The sequence below is a fragment of the Bacillus sp. SG-1 genome (assembly GCF_000181495.1).
Taxonomy (GTDB): domain Bacteria; phylum Bacillota; class Bacilli; order Bacillales; family Bacillaceae_B; genus Rossellomorea.
This window is the reverse complement of the sequence record NZ_ABCF01000006.1, coordinates 1-18,514: the sequence shown is the minus strand read 5'-3', so window position 1 is coordinate 18,514 and position 18,514 is coordinate 1. Positions and strand designations below refer to the sequence as shown.

17 protein-coding genes are annotated in these 18,514 nt (G+C 42.4%); 2 read left to right on the top strand and 15 right to left on the bottom strand.

Features of this window, described 5'->3' with window-relative positions; all coding sequences use genetic code 11:
• Window positions 1–115: 115 nt before the first annotated feature.
• The 5 genes from BSG1_RS21725 to BSG1_RS06245 form a co-directional block, all read right to left on the bottom strand.
• Window positions 116–553, bottom strand: coding sequence for an SDR family oxidoreductase (locus BSG1_RS21725; protein WP_198008201.1), 438 nt, complete (start codon window positions 551–553; stop codon window positions 116–118).
• Window positions 553–921, bottom strand: a complete 369-nt coding sequence (locus tag BSG1_RS21720) for an SDR family NAD(P)-dependent oxidoreductase (protein WP_006836106.1) — start codon at window positions 919–921, stop codon at window positions 553–555. Before BSG1_RS21720 ends, BSG1_RS21725 begins: the two co-directional genes overlap by 1 nt.
• A 145-nt stretch (window positions 922–1,066) precedes the next feature.
• On the bottom strand, window positions 1,067–1,552 hold the full coding sequence (locus tag BSG1_RS06255; RefSeq protein ID WP_044022509.1) for a hypothetical protein: 486 nt from the start codon (window positions 1,550–1,552) through the stop codon (window positions 1,067–1,069).
• A gap of 332 nt (window positions 1,553–1,884) precedes the next feature.
• On the bottom strand, window positions 1,885–2,883 hold the full coding sequence (gene ccpA, locus BSG1_RS06250) for a catabolite control protein A (protein ID WP_006836104.1): 999 nt from the start codon (window positions 2,881–2,883) through the stop codon (window positions 1,885–1,887).
• A gap of 237 nt (window positions 2,884–3,120) precedes the next feature.
• Entirely contained in the window at window positions 3,121–4,185 is a 1,065-nt protein-coding gene (locus BSG1_RS06245; protein WP_006836103.1) for a bifunctional 3-deoxy-7-phosphoheptulonate synthase/chorismate mutase, read from the bottom strand.
• A gap of 344 nt (window positions 4,186–4,529) precedes the next feature.
• Here BSG1_RS06245 and BSG1_RS06240 point away from each other — a divergent pair, with 344 nt between their 5' ends.
• Window positions 4,530–6,677 (top strand): cell division protein FtsA, encoded by a 2,148-nt coding sequence (locus BSG1_RS06240; RefSeq protein WP_006836102.1) that lies wholly within the window; start codon window positions 4,530–4,532, stop codon window positions 6,675–6,677.
• A 113-nt stretch (window positions 6,678–6,790) separates the two neighbouring features.
• Here the strand turns inward: BSG1_RS06240 and ytxJ are convergent, their stop codons facing one another.
• The 3 genes from ytxJ to BSG1_RS06225 form a co-directional block, all read right to left on the bottom strand.
• Window positions 6,791–7,105 (bottom strand): bacillithiol system redox-active protein YtxJ, encoded by a 315-nt coding sequence (gene ytxJ / locus BSG1_RS06235; RefSeq protein WP_232214202.1) that lies wholly within the window; start codon window positions 7,103–7,105, stop codon window positions 6,791–6,793.
• A 239-nt stretch (window positions 7,106–7,344) separates the two neighbouring features.
• Window positions 7,345–7,842 (bottom strand): YtxH domain-containing protein, encoded by a 498-nt coding sequence (locus tag BSG1_RS06230; RefSeq protein ID WP_006836100.1) that lies wholly within the window; start codon window positions 7,840–7,842, stop codon window positions 7,345–7,347.
• Window positions 7,843–7,869: 27 nt separating this feature from the next.
• Entirely contained in the window at window positions 7,870–8,382 is a 513-nt protein-coding gene (locus BSG1_RS06225) for a DUF948 domain-containing protein (protein WP_006836099.1), read from the bottom strand.
• Window positions 8,383–8,841: 459 nt separating this feature from the next.
• Between BSG1_RS06225 and BSG1_RS06220 the strand changes: the two genes are divergently transcribed.
• A complete protein-coding gene (locus BSG1_RS06220; protein ID WP_006836098.1) occupies window positions 8,842–9,957 on the top strand; it encodes an aminopeptidase in 1,116 nt (371 codons plus the stop codon).
• A 261-nt stretch (window positions 9,958–10,218) separates the two neighbouring features.
• On the opposite strand, the gene BSG1_RS06215 is transcribed toward BSG1_RS06220, so the two are convergent.
• The 7 genes from BSG1_RS06215 to BSG1_RS06180 form a co-directional block, all read right to left on the bottom strand.
• The gene (locus BSG1_RS06215; RefSeq protein WP_006836097.1) at window positions 10,219–11,226 is read right to left on the bottom strand and encodes a hypothetical protein; all 1,008 of its coding nucleotides are present in this window, start codon (window positions 11,224–11,226) and stop codon (window positions 10,219–10,221) included.
• Window positions 11,223–11,771 carry a sigma-70 family RNA polymerase sigma factor gene (locus BSG1_RS06210; RefSeq protein ID WP_006836096.1) on the bottom strand — a complete coding sequence of 183 codons (549 nt, stop codon included), beginning with the start codon at window positions 11,769–11,771 and terminating at the stop codon, window positions 11,223–11,225. Before BSG1_RS06210 ends, BSG1_RS06215 begins: the two co-directional genes overlap by 4 nt.
• 205 nt (window positions 11,772–11,976) lie before the next feature.
• Window positions 11,977–13,346, bottom strand: a protein-coding gene (locus tag BSG1_RS20190; RefSeq protein WP_156791420.1) for an IS3-like element ISBsp2 family transposase whose coding sequence is annotated in 2 segments (ribosomal slippage) — window positions 11,977–12,935 and window positions 12,935–13,346 — 1,371 coding nt in all. Because the reading frame shifts where the segments join, the coding sequence is not laid out codon by codon here.
• Window positions 13,347–13,436: 90 nt separating this feature from the next.
• On the bottom strand, window positions 13,437–14,747 hold the full coding sequence (gene murC / locus BSG1_RS06195; protein WP_044022506.1) for a UDP-N-acetylmuramate--L-alanine ligase: 1,311 nt from the start codon (window positions 14,745–14,747) through the stop codon (window positions 13,437–13,439).
• Between the two features lie 189 nt (window positions 14,748–14,936).
• On the bottom strand, window positions 14,937–15,602 hold the full coding sequence (locus BSG1_RS06190; RefSeq protein WP_006836092.1) for a hypothetical protein: 666 nt from the start codon (window positions 15,600–15,602) through the stop codon (window positions 14,937–14,939).
• 12 nt (window positions 15,603–15,614) lie between these two features.
• Window positions 15,615–16,718 (bottom strand): nicotinate phosphoribosyltransferase, encoded by a 1,104-nt coding sequence (locus BSG1_RS06185; protein ID WP_006836091.1) that lies wholly within the window; start codon window positions 16,716–16,718, stop codon window positions 15,615–15,617.
• 363 nt (window positions 16,719–17,081) lie between these two features.
• A partial coding sequence (locus BSG1_RS06180) for a DNA translocase FtsK (RefSeq protein ID WP_006836090.1) occupies window positions 17,082–18,514 on the bottom strand: 1,433 nt, incomplete at its 5' end.

Below are 18,514 nucleotides of genomic sequence, written 5' to 3'. Positions count from 1 at the left end.
ACTAAACTGTTCCTTTATGAAGTATCGATTAAGCCTTAGACCAGTACCAGATAAAGACCAAGCAGGGAGATTAAACTGTAGCCCTTAATCAACCTCCCTGATGACCTGAAGCCGGTTATCCCTCAAACGGCAAAGGTTTAGTTCCATCAACATCTGTAAAGGCATATTTTCTTGCTAGCTCAGCCACCAGAATTGCTTCACCAGAAATTTTAGATACCTGGGAATCTGATGCCAATGACACAACAGCACGACCTACATATGCAGTTGTTTCCGTTGTTCCATCCTCTGGTCTAAAACCGGAATCTGTAACTCTTTCTGTTCGCATCCAACCTGGGCAAACAGCAACCGCTGAAACGTTAAACTCCTTCAATTCCTTTGCCATTCCGAGTGTCATTCGATTGATAGCATTCATGGCTAAATCGTAATATAAATTACCTGCTATTCTCTCCTTTATAAAAAAAGTGAGATTTACAATCAAACCTTTACGGTGCTTAATCATCAGGGGTGCAGCATAGCGAGTAGTCAGCAAGTAAGCCTGCGGTCCAGCAACCATCATAGCATCCCAATGCTCCAGTGGCCGCTGCCAAAAAAGCCGTCCTTCTCCCTTTCAGAACCTCCAAATACACTATTGACTAGAATATCAATCCGACCGTATTCCCTTTCTATTTGATCAAACAGTTCTCTCACATCGTTGTTGTTTGTATGATTACATCGAATTGCTATTCCTTTCCCACCGCGTGAAGTAACACCAGTAGCCGTTTCCTCAATAGTTTCTGGTCGATTATCGGTTGTTGCTCCCTTTACACTCCGACCTGTCACATACACCGTTGCTCCTGCACTGCCTAGTTCGAAAGCAATTCCCCTGCCTGCTCCTCGAGATGCACCTGTAACAACAGCAATCTTTCCTTGTAATGGTTTCATTTATTCTCCTCCACATCCAACCCCAAAGGTCATCTCACTAAAATACATTCAACATACCATTTAGGATTTTTGGCTCCTAGTCAAGTTAACTTCCCTATAACTTATTTTAATCAAATAGCCTACTCATAAATAACTAAGAAAAACCCTACTGCACTTGATTAGCTAAATCTAATAAATCTTCCACTTCCAACTTATTATCGCCAAATTCACTTGTATTGTCGTTTGCAAAATACACATAACGAGCCAGAAACCCATCTGCATTTTCCCACCATAATGACTGCTTTCCTGGCCTTTCGTCATAATAAGCTGGTAACCCGTTTTCAAGTGTATATTCGGTTCCGAGATCTTTGGTTGCTTTATTGTCCTCTGGCTCTTCTAATACTTTACTTACAATATATTTAAGTTGTTGTGATGTATCTTCATTTGAATAGTAAAAGATAAACTGGTGTAAGTGGTTTGGAACTTCCAAGTCAATCTCAGTAGATACCTCTGTTATTTCAAATGGAAAATCATTAGGTTCCTTAAACTCGTATATTGCCGGTACATTATCCACTTCTGATTTATCACCACAAGCACTCAGTAAAAGAACAGAAATTAACATTGCAACATAACTACAAATTTTGTTTTTCATTTGTCCCTCCAAAATAATGACTAATTATTGAGCAATTCCGCCCGTCAACGTAATACCAATTATTTCAAAACACATTAACTTACTCAAGGATAATTTTAACAAAAAAATGCCTATCCTCATTCTATAAGCATCACTTTTATTTGGACAGAGCCCCTTTAACCCAATTCCATTTTAAAAGGTGAGTTTTTAAGAGTGTTTACTCATATAATTATCGTGGTTTTTCTCTCAAGTTAACATAGGAAAAAACAAATAACGCCCTGTGTTCTAAAATCTTTTAGACTCGGTTATATAGAAAAAAGGATCCGAGGACCGGACCCTTTTTCAAATCAATTTTATTTTGTAGAATCTCTCTCTTCAATTCTATGCGGAAGAACTACAATTTGCTCGTCTACTTGTTCTTTGTTCATGAATTTCGTCAGCAGGCGCATCGCTACAGCACCGATATCATATAAAGGCTGCACGATTGAAGTCAATTGCGGACGAACCATAAGCGCCAGTCTTGTGTTATCAAAACTGATGACTTCTGCTTCTTCCGGGATGTTCACACCTGCATCCTGAGCGCCATGAACGACTCCCAAAGCCATCTCGTCGTTTCCGACAAATACGGCAGTCGGCTTATCATTCAATTCTTGCAGTCTCTGCCAAGCTTCAAGGCCGGAATCATACGTGTAATCTCCTTCGATTACAAGTTCTTCACTGAACTCGATTCCCGCTTCCTCCAATGCTTGTTTATAGCCGGGAAGTTTGGCTTCATTGTTGACTTTATCATGGAAAGGTCCGCTCACATAGGCAATTCTTTTATGGCCTTTGCCAATCAGTTCTTTCACTGCGTCATAAGCAGCTGCTTGATAATCAATATTGACGGAAGGTACTTTTTTAGAGTCTTCCACCGTACCTGCCAATACGATCGGTACCGGTGACAGTTCGAATTCCCGCACATGTTCTTCAGTAATGTTTCCGCCCATGAAGACGATTCCATCTACCTGTTTGCCAAGCATAGTGTTCAGAAGATGCAGTTCTTTTTCTGTGTTCTGGTCGGAGTTGCTGAGAATGATGTTATATTTATACATCGTCGCGATATCTTCAATTCCTCTGGCCAGTTCTGCAAAGAAGATATTGGAGATATCCGGGATGATAACCCCTACAGTCGTCGTTTTTTTACTAGCAAGACCCCTTGCTACTGCATTTGGTCGATAACCAAGTCTGTCGATGACTTCGACTACCTTTTTCCTTGTTGCTGGTTTGACATTCGGATTTCCGTTCACAACCCGGGAAACCGTCGCCATGGAAACATTCGCTTCCCTGGCTACATCATATATCGTTACATTCATGGAATCCACTCCTTCAATTTCGTATTGCTGATTGTCCTTATTTTACACTAATGTACCATCTTTAAAAAATATAATGAAAATCTTTTCATGTCCATTGTATGAAATATAGATATATCATACTCGAGTGGGGTCTCGACTGCAATGAATCTACATTTATACCCTACCCACAATAAAGCTTTGTGAAAATAACATTTCAATAAAAAATGGCCATCGAATAGATGACCAGTAAGGATTAACTTATTTGCCTCCAGTTAATTCGGAAAAGAAGTGATCAAACTGTTCCAGATCCATTTGCTGAGCAGCGTCAGACAAGGCCACAGCTGGATCAGGATGAACCTCTGCCATCACTCCGTCAGCGCCGATTGCCAGTGCTGCTTTTGCTGCAGGAAGCAGTAGATCGCGTCTGCCAGTAGAGTGCGTCACGTCGACAAATACAGGAAGATGGGTTTCTTTTTTCAAAATCGGCACTGCAGAAATATCGAGAGTATTCCTTGTAGCACGTTCATACGTGCGGATACCTCTTTCACAAAGGATAATATCACCATTTCCTTGCGAAATGATATATTCAGCGGCATTCATGAATTCTTCAAGAGTTGCAGAAAGCCCCCGCTTCAGAAGTACAGGTTTTCTTGCTGACCCTGCAGCTTTCAATAATTCGAAGTTTTGCATGTTCCGGGCGCCGATTTGAATCACATCAACATACTCAGATGCCGGCTCAATGTCTGCCGGATTCACTATTTCACTGACGACTGCAAGATTGTATTCATCTGCAGCTTTTCTCAATATTTTTAACCCTTCAAGGCCTAATCCCTGAAAATCATATGGAGATGTACGGGGCTTGAATGCTCCACCGCGGATAAGGTTCAGCCCTTTCCCTCTGATTGCACGGGCAACTTCAGAAACCTGCTCATAGGATTCCACTGCACAAGGACCGAAGATAAAATGTGGATTACCGTCACCGATTGCTTCATCGTTTACTTTTACAATCGTATCAGTCGGTTTTTTCTTTCTTGAAACCAGCAGTTCTTTTCGATGGCTGTCATGAAGCAGATCAAGTCCTGCTTTGAAGATCTCTTTAAAGATATGTTCAATCGTGGTGTTGTCAAAAGGACCGTCATTATTGTCAATAATATTGTTAAGCATGTCTCTTTCCCTTACAGGATCAAAGCGGTTCGAGCCTTGCTTTTCTTTCACTCTGCCGATTTCCTGAACTAGGCGGGCACGCTCATTGATACTTTCCAACAGTTTCAGATTCACCTCGTCAACTTGACTTCTCAGCTGTTCAAGTTCCTTATTGCTCATAACCAACCATCCTCTCTCGTTGCATCCTTTTCTATCGAAAAACCAACACTGCTAACTTTTTTCTATAAAAGTATGATACATTTTTTATAATAGGATTTATTATAATAGAATGTACAATAAAAGTCACGGAAAACACTTTATCCTTTCAACGCATTCACGTATTAAAGTGTCTGGAGTGGTTTCCGAATAGTTATTAAGCGCTATTATCGTTAAAATCGTTGTATTTATAGAAGATTTTAAGCTAAGTAATTTTGCATTTTTTATCAGTACCGAGGGAACGGAGCAACAAGCTACACGAAGAAAGCTTTGATTAGTGAAATAGATAAAAGTGGGTGTGTAAAGTGATGGAGAAAACGAAGATTTTTGCCCTGGATATTGGTACTAGATCTGTGGTGGGGATTATCCTGATAGAAAATGAAGAGAAACAATATGAGGTCATAGATATTCTCTCACTGGAGCATAAAGAACGGGCAATGCTCGATGGTCAGATCCATGATGTTCCAGCAGTAGCAGCGGTCATTACCTCTATAAAAGCTGAAATGGAAAAAAAGCATGGGCCGCTCCAAAAGGTATGTGTTGCTGCAGCAGGAAGAGCTTTGAAAACAGAATTCGCTAGTGCCTCTATCCCCATTTCGGGTAAGCCTCTCCTGACCAAGGAAGACGTCCTTCATCTCGAACTCAGTGCTGTTCAGCAGGCTCAAGCACTCGCTGCACAAAATGCAGATCAAACCTATCATTATTATTGTGTGGGATATTCTGTTCTTTACTATAAACTGGATGGAGAAGAGATCGGCAGCCTTGTCGATCAACAAGGAGATGAAGCAACGGTAGAAATCATCTCCACATTCCTGCCCAAAGTTGTCGTAGAGTCTCTTCTTGCAGCATTGAACAGGGCCGGATTGGAAATGGAAGCATTGACGCTCGAGCCGATTGCAGCTATAAATGTCTTGATTCCCGCTTCCATGCGGAGGCTGAATGTGGCATTGGTTGATATAGGCGCCGGTACTTCCGACATAGCTTTAACGGACATGGGAACCATCATTGCTTTTGGAATGGTCCCGACGGCAGGAGACGAAATAACAGAGGCCATCAGCGATGCACTACTCCTTGATTTTCCGCTTGCAGAAAAAGCAAAAAGGGAACTTATCCATCATGATACCATTACGGTGTCTGATATTCTCGGTTTCGAAACTGAGATTTCCCGGGAAGAGACCGTTGAGAAAATCTCTCCAGCCATCGATCATCTGGCTGAGGAAATAAAGACTGAAATTCTGCGGCTCAATAATGGTAAGTCCCCTAAAGCAGTGATGCTGGTCGGCGGCGGTAGCCTGACACCTGAATTGCCTGAAAGACTATCCTCTGCACTGCAATTGCCGGTTAACCGGGTAGCCGTTCGCGGCATTGATGCCATTCAGGATTTAAAGATCATCCACCAAGTATCAAAGGGACCTGAGCTCGTGACCCCTATCGGCATTGCCATTGCAGCAAAGAAAGCGCCTGTCCAATATGTTACAGCCTACGTAAATGAACAACCTGTCCGCTTATTTGAAGTGAAAGAGCTGACCATAGGAGATTGCCTGCTTGCAGCCGGTCTGAAAATGAACAAACTATACGGCAAACCGGGGATGGCCATGATTGTTTCTGTAAACGGCCAGTCCATCACCCTTCCTGGAAAGCATGGCAAGGCCCCGACCATTTTAAAAAATGGACAAAAGAGCGGGATAGACCAGCCGATTCAAAATGGAGATAAAATAACCGTTATGAGAGGCGAAAATGGAGAAGACCCGAGCATTATGATCTCTGATCTAATTGAATCCCAGCCTGAAGTGGCCCTCACCATAAATGGAAAAAACTATTCATTCGTAATGAATGTAATGGTGAACGGCAAGACATCACTAATGGAAACCATTGTTCAGGACAGAGACATGATTGAGGTTGAACCGCTGCCTTCCTTGGAGTCCGCCTTGAGACGTACCGGGCATGAAAACTTGCTTCAATATTTACGGACATTCCACGTGACCATCAATGAGAAAGAGACATTCATTCCTGCCTTCTCCGGCCGGGTCACGGTCAATGGAAGAGAGACAAAGCTCTCTACTGTTATTAAGAATGGAGACGTAATCGATATAAAAAAAACAGAGGCCCCCACTCTCAAGATGATTATGGATAAGAAACAAATGAAATTGAGTGATAAAATTCAAATATTTTTTAATGATGAAGAACTTGAACTTTCAAAACAAGTTACAGAGGTATTTCGTAACGGAGAAAAGCTGGATGAAAACAGCCCCGTTCATTCGGGTGATAAACTGACTGCGATTTCCAAAGAAGCAGGATCATTTATTTTCCAAGACCTATTCAGGCATGTCGAAATTAATATGCCTTCCAATGCACAAGGAAAGTTCCTTCTTTTGAAAAATGGAGAAGAGACTACATTTTATGAAACCATCCAGACCGGAGATAAACTCGAAATCCGCTGGCCGCTATCTGTATAAACAAAACAGATAGGCTCACTTTGCTGAAGAAGCATACTCTCACTTAAAGAAAAAGAGCAGGAGAATTTTATAATTATAAAAGCCTGGAATAGTTGTATTCCAGGCTTTTCAGGTTATATGCTTTTCAATTCTTTGCTGGTGATTCTCCAATGCGATTCATTCCAAACCGGCTTTCCTTCTTTGAACAAGAAGGCTTGCGGCGATTCATGTTTAATCCCGAATGTTTCCGCAATATGATTGGATAAATCCCTTGATTCCTGGACCGCTAAATAATAGGCGTCCTTCTCTTCCGTTTCTTGTGCAAACTTTTGGTACTCCTCAAAAGCACTGCCGCTAATTGGACAGGTTAAACTGTGTTTCAGAAAAAAGAATCTATCTTTTCCCTCCACAAGCTGGTTGAATTCTTCAATAGTTTGTATTTTCTCCAACGCTCTTGCTCCTTTCAGCATGCTGTTGTTGAATAAATTGTTGCTTTCGGAAAAAAACCCCAAGTGCCGGATTTTTCCCCTGATAAAAGGTTTCTTCTCTCTAAACAAGAAGAGTAGCTCTTTTCTTTCTTGCTTACCAGGATATTTCTTTTTTAAAATTCACATTAGATTTAACAAAGTTTAATAAAAGAGCCTTTCAGCAAAAACGGTGCGGCGGTTTCCCGCTACACCGTCATTCCTTATTGATGGATGGACTGCTCTGTCTCATCAAAAGCTTTCTTTGTTTCTTCAAGTCTTTGATTTAACTCCTGAGCATCATTTTGCTCCGTTTCAACAGGAAGCTGCTCTTCGCCATTAACTTCACTGTTCTCATTATTATTTCTTGTTTTCACTTTATTAACCAAGTTATTGGACTGTTCCTGAACGGTCTGAGTAATGCCGGAAGTTCTTTCTTTTGCGGCCGCAGCAAGTTCATTACCGCGTTCCATCGCAATTTCTCTCCACTGGCCGCTTTTCTCTTTCAGTGTACCTGCATGTGTGTTCAATTCATCACGCAGTTCTTTACCGGACTTCGGAGCCAGGAATAAAGCTGTTGCAGCTCCTACGATGCCGCCAATCAAAGAACCAATCAAGAAATCCTTTGCATTGATGCTTCCTTCATGAGTAGTGTTGCTGCCGCCATTTGGGTGGCCATGGCTTACCTGGTTTTTGTTTACTTCATTTTGTTCTTGTGTCATCGTAACATCCTCCCCTAGAATATTAAATTAGTTTTGTCTTGCCCTGCGAATCATTTTCTCTCGTCTGTCTATCTCTGCAGAAGCTTTCGCCTCTTCGGCTGCATAAGCATTTCGTGTTCCGTGATAAGGCTTTTCTTTGGTCTTCCACTTATCACGCAGCTCCATTGCTGCTTTTCCCCACTGAACAAATTGCGAAATCTTGTCCTGGTTCTTTTCAAGATTCGTTGAAATGGATGTTGTCACCTTTTTCACAGAAGAATTCAGGCCCTGAATGGAACTGCCCACATCTTTCACTGCATAGACAACCGTGTTCAACTCCTCTGACTTCTGCTGGATATCCTCTGCAAGCCTGTTCGTCTTATGTAGGAGATCCGCAGATTCTTTTGTCACTCCCTGTAATTGTGTTTCCAAACCGTCTAAAGTATGGGAAACACTATCTAAAGTCGTTTGAACCGACTTAAGGGTTTTTGTCAGGCTGATAACCAAAACCAAAAACGCAATGGCGATCACTGCCACACTCAAATATAAAATGATTTCCATCTTTTCAGCACCTCCTGTTTATAACATTTCTATACCCGGCACTAAATGTCCTTAAACACTAGTTTCTCCATCCGCGCCTGAATATCCTGCATGATTTTCCAGTTTATTATTTCCCTCTTTTGTTTTTTCTAGTGAATGGCCGTGCCAGTTATTTTGAGCCTGGCTCAGATTACTCCTTTTGAGACTGGCTCAGATCTACCCTTTTGAGCCTGGCTCAGATTCCCCTTTTTGAGCCTGGCTCAGATCCACTCTTTTGAGCCTGGCTCAGACCCACCCTTTTGAGCCTGGCTCAGATCCACCCTTTTGAGCCTGGCTCAGTTTACGCAACTTTTCCCTAACCTGATTAGAACTGACAATCTTTCTATATAAAAAGAATTGCACTTTCGGTTACAATATGGTTAGGTTTAAAATTCAACTTTGCTATTAGGCAAAGGATTATACTCTAGGAGGAATACATATATGAAAGACCCGCGTATTGAAAAACTGGCCAGGAATTTAATTCGTTATTCTGTTCAGCTTCAAAAAGGTGAAAAAGTTTTAATCGAGAACTTCGGCTTGCAGCGTGAGCTTGTAACGGCTTTGGTAAAAGAAGCATATGAGGCTGGGGGCTATCCTTTTGTATCGTTGAAAGATCATTCAGTGGACCGCTCTTTGTTGATGGGCGCTCAAGAAGAACAATATGAAATGATGGCTGAGTTTGAAGCTAGCGTGATGGACAAGATGGATGCCTATATCGGCCTTCGATCCGGAGACAACATCAATGAGCATGCCGATGTGCCGGATGAGAAAATGAAGATTCAAGGAAATACGATCGGCAAAAAAGTTCACCGGGAAATTCGCGTCCCTAAGAAAAAGTGGGTTGTTTTGAGATACCCGAATGCCTCCATGGCGCAGCTTGCCAAAATGAGTACAGAAGGATTTGAAGATTTTTATTTCAATGTATGCAACCTTGATTACGCGAAAATGGACAAAGCCATGGACAGCCTGGTTGATCTGATGAATAAGACCGATAAGGTGCGCATCACGGGCGAAGGAACAGATTTAACGTTCTCCATTAAAGATATTCCTGCCGTTAAGTGTGCAGGCCGATTGAATATACCAGATGGTGAAGTGTATACAGCTCCTGTAAAAGATTCTGTAAACGGAACTATTACCTATAACACGCCTTCACCTTACCATGGTTTTACATTTGAAAACGTCAAGCTTACTTTTGAGAATGGTAAAATCGTTGACGCTGAAGCCAACGATACAAAAAGAATCAATAAGATATTTGATACCGATGAAGGAGCTCGTTATATCGGCGAATTCGCAATCGGGGTGAATCCTTATATCCTTCACCCAATGCAGGATATCCTGTTTGATGAAAAAATCGATGGCAGCTTCCACTTCACTCCTGGTGAATGCTATGAACAGGCTTACAATGGAAATCACTCCAATATCCACTGGGATATGGTGTCGATTCAAAGGCCGGAGTACGGCGGAGGAGAAATTTACTTTGATGACGTACTCATCCGCAAAGACGGCCGTTTCACTCTTCCTGAACTGGAACAGCTTAATCCTGAGAACTTGAAGTAAGCAATTTTAAAAAGCACCCTGCCTTTTTATGAGGCTGGGTGCTTTCTTGCATTATGAGCCGGTGGGGGGAATTGGCGTTCAGCTTATTGTTATTACATGTCTCTTTTTGCCGGGTTTACCAACTGAAAAAATCTCTTACTCTAGTACAAGTTCCCATGTAATTAATGCACGCTTGATACATATCCCTTCACTTCTCTTGCAACTCATGTACTTAGTCCACGCTATTGGATAAAAAACTCCTCTCTTATTTGCAGCTATTACCTATTCCTTAATATCAAACACCAGCACATCAAACAACACGTCTCCATCATAAAGGAGCATAGCCCACTGCCCTGGTTCAGGGAGGGTAACCGAGGTTGGTACATGTGCATCCGCTCCATTAACCGGTCCGCCTAATTCCACGGTCCACTTCCAGCCGTTGTCCAGGATAGGATGTACCGTGTTTGATACCTTATGAAATGCGACAACCGTTAAATTCGCTGACTGATTTCCCCAAAGATGCCACATCCATTTTTGGGGTGTCAGACTCGGCATATCCGCCCCTATAACACCTGATTTATTTTCATTCCCGAAGATTCCCCCGCTGAAATTCACAGCATTTCGTTCCCAGTCAATGGCTTCAAAGTCTTGTTGCTCGACGAATGAGGGAATATCCACAGGTAACATAATCCCCTCCTCATCACCGACTGTTAGGACCACATCTCCATAGGATTGCCCATCCAGCAAAACCTCGTATCTCCACACGCCAGCATATGGTATTTCAAACCTCGCCGTAAATCGCTGAAGGGATGAGTAACCGGGTGATGGGTCTGTTATTTTTTCAGGAGGAACGACATTAATCCGTTCTCCCGTTTTTCTGTTATAAGCATCTATCGATAATTCTTTCCCTTTATAGGTATCGAACGGCTCCCTGAAGCTGAACAGATACCCGGAGTTCTGTCCTGCAGTCAGTTGCGGTTCGGGAAAAACGCCGAATTTCTCAACTCCATCTTCTACAAATTCGTCACGAACTTCCCATTCCAGTGATAGAGGGTAGGAACCTGAATTATTTTCAGGCATCGGCAATAACTGAGTTGAAAATAAAATAATCATGATTGTGATGGCCGCAGCTGATAAAGAAAAAATCATGAACCGGTTTGGCCTTTGGTTTTCCTTTTTTTCTAAATGAATGGCTGCTTGGATATTTCGTTTTTGAATTCCTGTAAAGTGGGGGCCCTTATGCGTTGTGGCATCCATCGCTTTCTTCAAGTTTTCAAGCTTGCTGTTCATTCAGAATCCCTCCTTTCCATTGAGTTTTTCAGTTTTGCCCTTCCTCTGTTCAGTCTGGTTTTGACAGTATTAGGGTTCATGTTCAAAATTTCGCAGATTTTTTCAACCGATAACTCTTCATAGTAATAAAGAATAATTATTTCACGATATTTTACTGGCAGATCAAGGACACTAAGGGACAGTCTCTCTTCTTCGCTTCGTTTGATCATCCTCATTTCAGGGGATGGCTCGCTTGCTTTAAAAAGACTGAAGAAGCTAGATCCGACAATTGTTTTCCGGTAAGCAGAGCTTCTCAAAACATCCTTTGATTTATTGATGGAAATTCTATAGATACACGACTTGATAGAGTTGATCTCTTCTATCTTTTCGAAATGATGATAGCAGGTAACGAAAACATCCTGGACGATATCTTCAGCAAGTTTCCAGTCCTTCACATAGTTATAGGCCAGCTTTGTCAGGTTTTCACCGTACATATTCATGAGGCCCTCAAGCCATTCTTCTTTGCAGGCAGGGTATTCAGGTTCAACATCTGCTCCATTATTCAAATGGTGTTCACCTCGTTCCTTTTACTGCTAAGACGAATTAAACAGCGGAAGGTTTCACTTTTATTAAAATATATTTCTTCAGCCCTTTAAAGCACTAAGAGGGACTGTCCCTCTTAGTGCTTTAAAGGGCTAAAGTAACACTAAAATAAAAAAGCTGACAACCCGTTCTAAAGTGTACCCTTTGTAAAGGACATTTTAAAAAAGCCTAAGCTACTTTTAAAAGATGATCTCTGTATTGTACAGGGGTCATCTTTTTTCGATTCCATTGGTATCTATGGTGGTTATAGTAATTCATGTATTGCTTGATTTCCTTTTGTACATCCTCTAATGTCAGACAGGTTTTAATAGAGGTTTCATCTTTCAGGTGGCCAAAGAACGATTCAATGGGAGCGTTGTCCCAACAGTTTCCCCTTCGGGACATTGATTGGCGGATTCCAAGTTTTTTAACCATTTTCTGAAATTGGGGATGGGTATAGTGAACCCCTTGATCTGAATGGATGAGTGAGTCTTTATGTTTTTTAAACCTTTTGTTTTTCTTTAGTTTTTTGATGGTATCTGTGGCTAATTCCATAGTCATTCTGTCAGACACATGGTAAGCAAGAGCTTCACCACTGGAACCATCCAATATCATAGATAAATAAGCTCTTGAACTTTTTCCATAGCTCAAGTAGGTGATGTCTGTTAATAGCACTTTCCCGGGTTTACCCTGATTGAATTGGCGCTCCAGTAGGTTAGGGACCACTGAATGTTCCTGGGTGGCCTTCATTAGACGCCTATATGGATTCGCCCTCCGGAAGGGACAAACGATGTTATACTTCTTCATGATTCTTCGAATTCTTTTCAAGTTAAAGACAATCTTAAATTGACCCGCCAAAGTCATTTTGATTTGACGCGCCCCTTTCTTGCGATTCTTATGACGGAATGCTTTTAAGATGATTTCTTTCAGTTCCTCATCCCTTGCTTCCCGTTGTTTTCTACGCTCTTGGGACTCGGGAGAGTAGTATTTATAATAAGCACTTCTGGAAACTCCTGCGACCCCACAAAGGAATCTCACCATTTTTTTGAGCTTATATTTCTCTATTACGGAACGGATGAGAATGAACTTTTGACTTGGGGAGAGGACTACTTCTTTAGCCCCCTTTCCGCGAATCGAATCTTTTTTAGAAGTTCATTTTCCGCCTTAAGGAGGTTAATTTGAGCTTCTAGTCGAGCATTCTTATCCTCAAGGGATAACTCCCGTTCTCTAGGTCTCCCGGAATTGCCTTTCCTTGTGTCATTGAGCCCTAAAACTCCGTTTCTTTTATAAGCAGCACTCCATCTCTTACTAGCGGCATGAATACGTGCCATACCAATTATATCTGTATCAAATCCAGCCTCTTCAAAGATCTGTCTAGAGAATTTGCCTTTCTCTTTCTCAGCGATAAATTGGCGTTTAAATTCATCTGTGTAGGTAATTCCCTTAGCACTTACAGCTTTCACAAAAGGATTAATGGATAATTGTTTGATTTCTTTCTCTGTGAATGTTTTTTTACTCATGGTGTTTTCCCCGATTTCTACTAGTTGTCTATTTGTCATTATACAAAAAAATACCCTATAGGTAGACTTTTTTAAGTGTCTACTCTATAGGGTACATTTTATTCAGGCTGTCAGCTTTTTTATTTGTTATTATTCTACATGATTTCTGAGGGTCTCTTCGTAGGCGTCCTGGAATTTCTGGACGTCGCCCGCCCCCATGAAGATCAGGACACCTTTTTCATGAGCCATCAATGGCTTCGTGTCGTGTTCGTCGATGATTTTTGCATTTTCAATTTTGCCTTTTAGGTCATCTATTGAAAGCTTCCCATGGTTTTCGCGTGCAGAACCAAAAATTTCACACAGATAGACCTGATCAGCTTCGGATAAGCTGTCTGCAAATTCATTCAAGAATGTTTGAGTTCTGGTGAATGTATGCGGCTGGAATACAGCGATGATTTCCCGGTCAGGAAACTTTTGCCTTGCTGCTTCAATCGTCACCTTGATTTCAGTAGGGTGATGAGCATAATCATCAATCAGGATCTGCTCCCCGATTTTCTTCTCAGAGAATCTTCTCTTAACCCCTTGGAATGAAGTCAATCTTTCCTTGACGATTTCCGTGTCAATATCTTCATAATGACATAGAGCAATGACAGACAGGGCATTCATGATACTGTGATCTCCATAACCCGGGATAGAGAAAGTTGCGAAAAATTCATTTCTCACAAACACATCAAACGTTGTTCCTTCAGGTGTTTTGTTCACGTTTCTCGCCTGGAAATCATTTTCTTCGGCAAAACCGTAGAAAAGAACAGGAACTTTTGCCTGGATTTTTTGCAAGTGTTCATCATCACCGCAGGCAATGATTCCCTTCTTGACTTGCATCGCCATCTCTTGGAAAGCCTGAAAAACATCATCCACATTGGCGAAATAATCAGGGTGATCGAAATCGATATTTGTCATAATGGCATAGTCAGGATGATAGGACAAAAAGTGCCTTCTGTACTCGCAAGCTTCGAAAACAAAGTACTCCGCATCTTTTTCGCCTTTTCCCGTGCCATCCCCAATCAGATAGGATGTAGGCTTTGCCCCTCTGATGACATGTGAAAGAAGTCCTGTGGTAGAAGTCTTACCGTGCGCTCCAGTGACCGCAACAGAGGTGAATTCCTGCATGAAGTCACCTAGGAAGCTATGGTACCTGGTGACCGGCAGCCCCTGACTTCTCGCTTCTTCGATTTCTTCATGTGTATCCGGAAAGGCATTCCCGGCAATTACACTCATATCCCCGCCGATATTTTCTTTTTGAAAAGGCAGGATTTTTATGTGAGAATCTTCAAGAGCTTTCTGTGTAAAAAAGTACTTCTCTACATCCGAGCCCTGTACTTCATACTCCATATCGTGAAGCACCTGGGCCAGCGCGCTCATTCCAGATCCCTTTATTCCAACGAAATGGTATATTGTCATATTAGAACCTCCAACAATCATCTATCTGTAAGCAGTATATGACATTAATCCATTTTTGCCAGCCCCCGTATGCGGCCTGCCAAAAACGGAACCCTTAATGAACAACAACCAGCTTCAGTATTGACCGTATAATAATGAAAAGATTATATCATCTTTTTCTGCCAGTGGCTATGAACGACAAGTATGACTTTATAGTGACTGAGAAATGAACCGTGCAGCATTTTCCTTTAAATAACTTCGCCAGGTAATGCCATGGTCCCTGCTCATGTTTTCATAATCGTCCATTAGGCCGCCGAATATTTCTCCATCCTTTACCCTGAAAGGAGGCCCGATTAACATCCCTTTTGTAACTAAAGGGATTTTTCTAATAAACGCTAAATCCCCGGGCCCCCAGTGGTTTTCTTGAAGATATGGACACATAACCATCTCTTTATGCTTATGTAATATATTCTGTACAATTAATGAATTTTCATCGCAATCAATTCCCAGCACTTCCACCGGCTCCCAAGCGGCAGTCAGAAACAGGGCTCCGAGCATCCGGTCGGTTTCCGCCATATGTTCCGCTTTGACGTTGAGAAATTGATGGAAAACCGTTTTATTTGCAGCCGTTTTATAATCAAATAAAAGCCATTGCCTGAAAAGGATATCCAATTCAGATCCTGGATCGGCATCTTCAAGCGGAAGGGAGAATTTCTGAGAGAACACGAACTTTGCCCTCACCTTCTCCCGGATGTTCGTCTCCCTTTCCAAAAACAGCAGACTTTGCTCATACAGGTCCTCAGTATGCTTTTCAGCCTGCTGCTGTTTTTTCCGCTTATAAGATGCTAAATTGATCAGCGGTTCTTGTTTCTTCACCTATATTCACACCTATTGCCATTCGACTTTTTCCAGACGTTCATTCCATCTGAATTTTCTACCGGCTTTGGCCTGAGGCTTCCCGTCCAGGGTGACATTATCCCCTGTGAAGCCGATATTGACTTTCAAGAGGCTTCCTCCGACTCCATAAACATCCACAGGTACTTTATTTTCTTCAAAAGTGCTGATGCGTTCTTCTGTAAATCCGCCTGATACTACAATTTTCACATGATTGAAGCCCTCTGCATCCAGTTCATCACGGAGCGCACGAATCAGTTCCGCATTGACGCCCCTGGGATCAAATGTTCCAAGGACATGCTGGTTCCTCACAAAATACTTGTCAATCATGGTACGTGAAGTATCAACTCGAACCCCTTTCAACTCGGCACCGAACTCCCTTGCCACTTTCAAGGCATCAGAGATCACATCATTATTGTAATCAACCAGAGCTATCAGCTCATCTTCAGGAAATGTTTCCTTGTATGCGCGGGTCGCTTCTACAATGTCACCATTGAATAGCTGGATAAGAGCATGCGGCATCGTCCCCATTCCCTGTTTGCCCCACCATTCATTCATTGCATGTGTCGCTTGTGCGGTAGAGCCGCCAATGAAAGCTGCATAGCCGTCCCCAGCCTGCTGGGTGTAATGATCATCGCGGTCTCCCATAAAAATGACCGGCTTTTGCTTACCTGAAAGCGAAGCCGCCTTCATCAATTTATAAACGTTAGTGGCGACAGAGGTCCTTCTGGCAAGTATTCCATCGATGATCCCTTCAAGATAGCCGAAATCCTGGTATCTCCCCTTGACCGTCAGTACTGTCTCAAAAGGAGAGATTTTGTCCCCGTCTTTTAAAGAATGAATCTCGAGTTCCTCGGGGTTATCAGCGAATGTATGAAGAAGTGCAATGACCTCATCCGTCCCGCAAAGAACGGCATGCTCCTTTTGGAAAAACTGCATCGTGATGATTGCATCCCGCTTATATTTTTTTGCAATTTCTCTCGTTTTCAAAAAGTATACGGCAGAGAACCATCCCTCTTTGACCCTCTCATCGAACTTGAATGTCTCGTTTGTTAACCTTTTCAATTTACCCTGAAGTTTCAATTGAATTTCTTTCATCCTAAAAGCTCCTTACCATCAACTGTACACGTTTATTTGATTGTCGTTAATTAAGTAATACAAGACTGTCTTTCCAAAGCGAGTGTTCTGAGTAATAGTAGGTTCTGCTGCCATTAAGGAATAAGTGGAAGAGTGTATGACTCCTTGCCTGATTAGCAGGACAGGTGAGGCCCCCAGCCCCGGGGTCATGCCTCCCTGCAGCGGAAATCAGCCTATACCTTTTGGAAGAGCAGATATTGAAAAACAGCATTATATAAGACGAAACAAAAAAGTGAAGAACGATTCACGAACATCCTTCACTTTTTTGCTATATAGTTACTTGTATTGTTTTTGTGATTTAGTCCGTCTTAAGAATACCACTTATTAATTGATTGTACTAGTGTCTTGCAGCTCTTCAAGCTCCCTAGAAGAAATTAACACGTCTCTAGGTTTGCTTCCTTTTGCTTCTGAGACTATCCCGTGGCTTTCCATCATGTCAATCAGTCTGGCCGCACGGTTGTATCCGACCCTGAAATGCCTCTGGATAAGGGAAGTGGATGCTCCACCTTGATCGACCACAAACTCGCAGGCTTCAACGAACAGATCATCTTCTTGTTCATTGACCTCTGCCTTTTTCAGCAATTCATCCTGCTGGAAAAGATAATTCGGCTCTCCCTGCTCTCTGACGTGATTGACAATCTCATCAATTTCATCGTCCGACACAAAGGTTCCTTGCAGTCTGACAGGCTTGGACGAGCCATTTTCAAGGAACAGCATATCTCCTTTCCCAAGGAGTTTCTCTGCCCCGCTTGAATCGATTATGGTTCTTGAATCCACTCCTGACGATACAGAGAATGCAACCCTTGTTGGCACATTTGCCTTAATCAAGCCAGTGATGACATCCACCGATGGACGCTGAGTCGCAATAATCAAGTGAATTCCGCACGCTCTTGCCTTCTGGGCGATACGGCAGATGGCTTCTTCAACATCTGCAGGAGACATCATCATCAGATCTGCCAGCTCATCAATAACAATGACAAGATACGGCAGCTTCTGGCTTTTCTCTCCATTCCGCTCAGCTTTCAGGTTGTACCTTCCAATGTCACGGACACCAGTATGGGCAAACAACTCATATCTTCTTTCCATTTCCTCTACCGCCCATTTCAATGCTGCTGTCGCAGCTTTCACATCTGTGATGACCGGACTGACGAGGTGAGGCATACGATTATATGGAGCCAGCTCCACCATTTTTGGATCAATTAGCAGGAGCTTCAAATCCTGCGGAGAAGCTTTGTATAAGAGACTGATCAAGATTGAATTGATGCAGACACTTTTCCCTGATCCCGTCGCACCGGCAATCAGTCCGTGAGGCATTTTGTTCAAATCTGTTACAATCGGTTCACCTGAAATATCAAGGCCCAGTGCGGCAGTTAACGGCGATGAGCTTTCTTGGAACGAACTGCTTGAGATAATCTCACTGAGTGCTACCGGCCGGCTTTGCTTATTCGGAACCTCGATACCAATCGTGTGTTTTCCAGGTATCGGTGCCTCAATCCGGATATCTCTTGCTGCAAGACTCAATTTAATATCATCAGCCAGGTTCGTGATTTTGTTCACTTTCACCCCTGGCTCCGGCTGGACTTCGAATCTGGTTACGGACGGTCCTTCCGTTACATTCACAACACTTGCTCTTACATTGAAGTTTGCCAACGTATCATTCAGGAGATTCCTTTGAGACTCTAGCCACTCACCACTTGATTCCTTCAAAACTGGAGGAGCCAGGAAGTTTAACTGTGGAAAACAGTATCCTTCATCCT

Excerpts from the sequence above, each read along its gene's own strand:
- BSG1_RS06215 (WP_006836097.1), bottom strand. The coding sequence starts at position 11,226 with ATGAACAGCAAGCTTGAAAACTTGAAGAAAGCGATGGATGCCACAACG.
- BSG1_RS06220 (WP_006836098.1), top strand. The coding sequence starts at position 8,842 with ATGAAAGACCCGCGTATTGAAAAACTGGCCAGGAATTTAATTCGTTAT.
- BSG1_RS06240 (WP_006836102.1), top strand. The coding sequence starts at position 4,530 with ATGGAGAAAACGAAGATTTTTGCCCTGGATATTGGTACTAGATCTGTG.
- BSG1_RS06230 (WP_006836100.1), bottom strand. The coding sequence starts at position 7,842 with ATGACACAAGAACAAAATGAAGTAAACAAAAACCAGGTAAGCCATGGC.
- ccpA (WP_006836104.1), bottom strand. The coding sequence starts at position 2,883 with ATGAATGTAACGATATATGATGTAGCCAGGGAAGCGAATGTTTCCATG.
- murC (WP_044022506.1), bottom strand. The coding sequence starts at position 14,747 with ATGACAATATACCATTTCGTTGGAATAAAGGGATCTGGAATGAGCGCG.
- BSG1_RS06185 (WP_006836091.1), bottom strand. The coding sequence starts at position 16,718 with ATGAAAGAAATTCAATTGAAACTTCAGGGTAAATTGAAAAGGTTAACA.
- BSG1_RS21725 (WP_198008201.1), bottom strand. The coding sequence starts at position 553 with ATGGTTGCTGGACCGCAGGCTTACTTGCTGACTACTCGCTATGCTGCA.
- BSG1_RS06255 (WP_044022509.1), bottom strand. The coding sequence starts at position 1,552 with ATGAAAAACAAAATTTGTAGTTATGTTGCAATGTTAATTTCTGTTCTT.
- BSG1_RS06225 (WP_006836099.1), bottom strand. The coding sequence starts at position 8,382 with ATGGAAATCATTTTATATTTGAGTGTGGCAGTGATCGCCATTGCGTTT.
- BSG1_RS21720 (WP_006836106.1), bottom strand. The coding sequence starts at position 921 with ATGAAACCATTACAAGGAAAGATTGCTGTTGTTACAGGTGCATCTCGA.
- BSG1_RS06245 (WP_006836103.1), bottom strand. The coding sequence starts at position 4,185 with ATGAGCAATAAGGAACTTGAACAGCTGAGAAGTCAAGTTGACGAGGTG.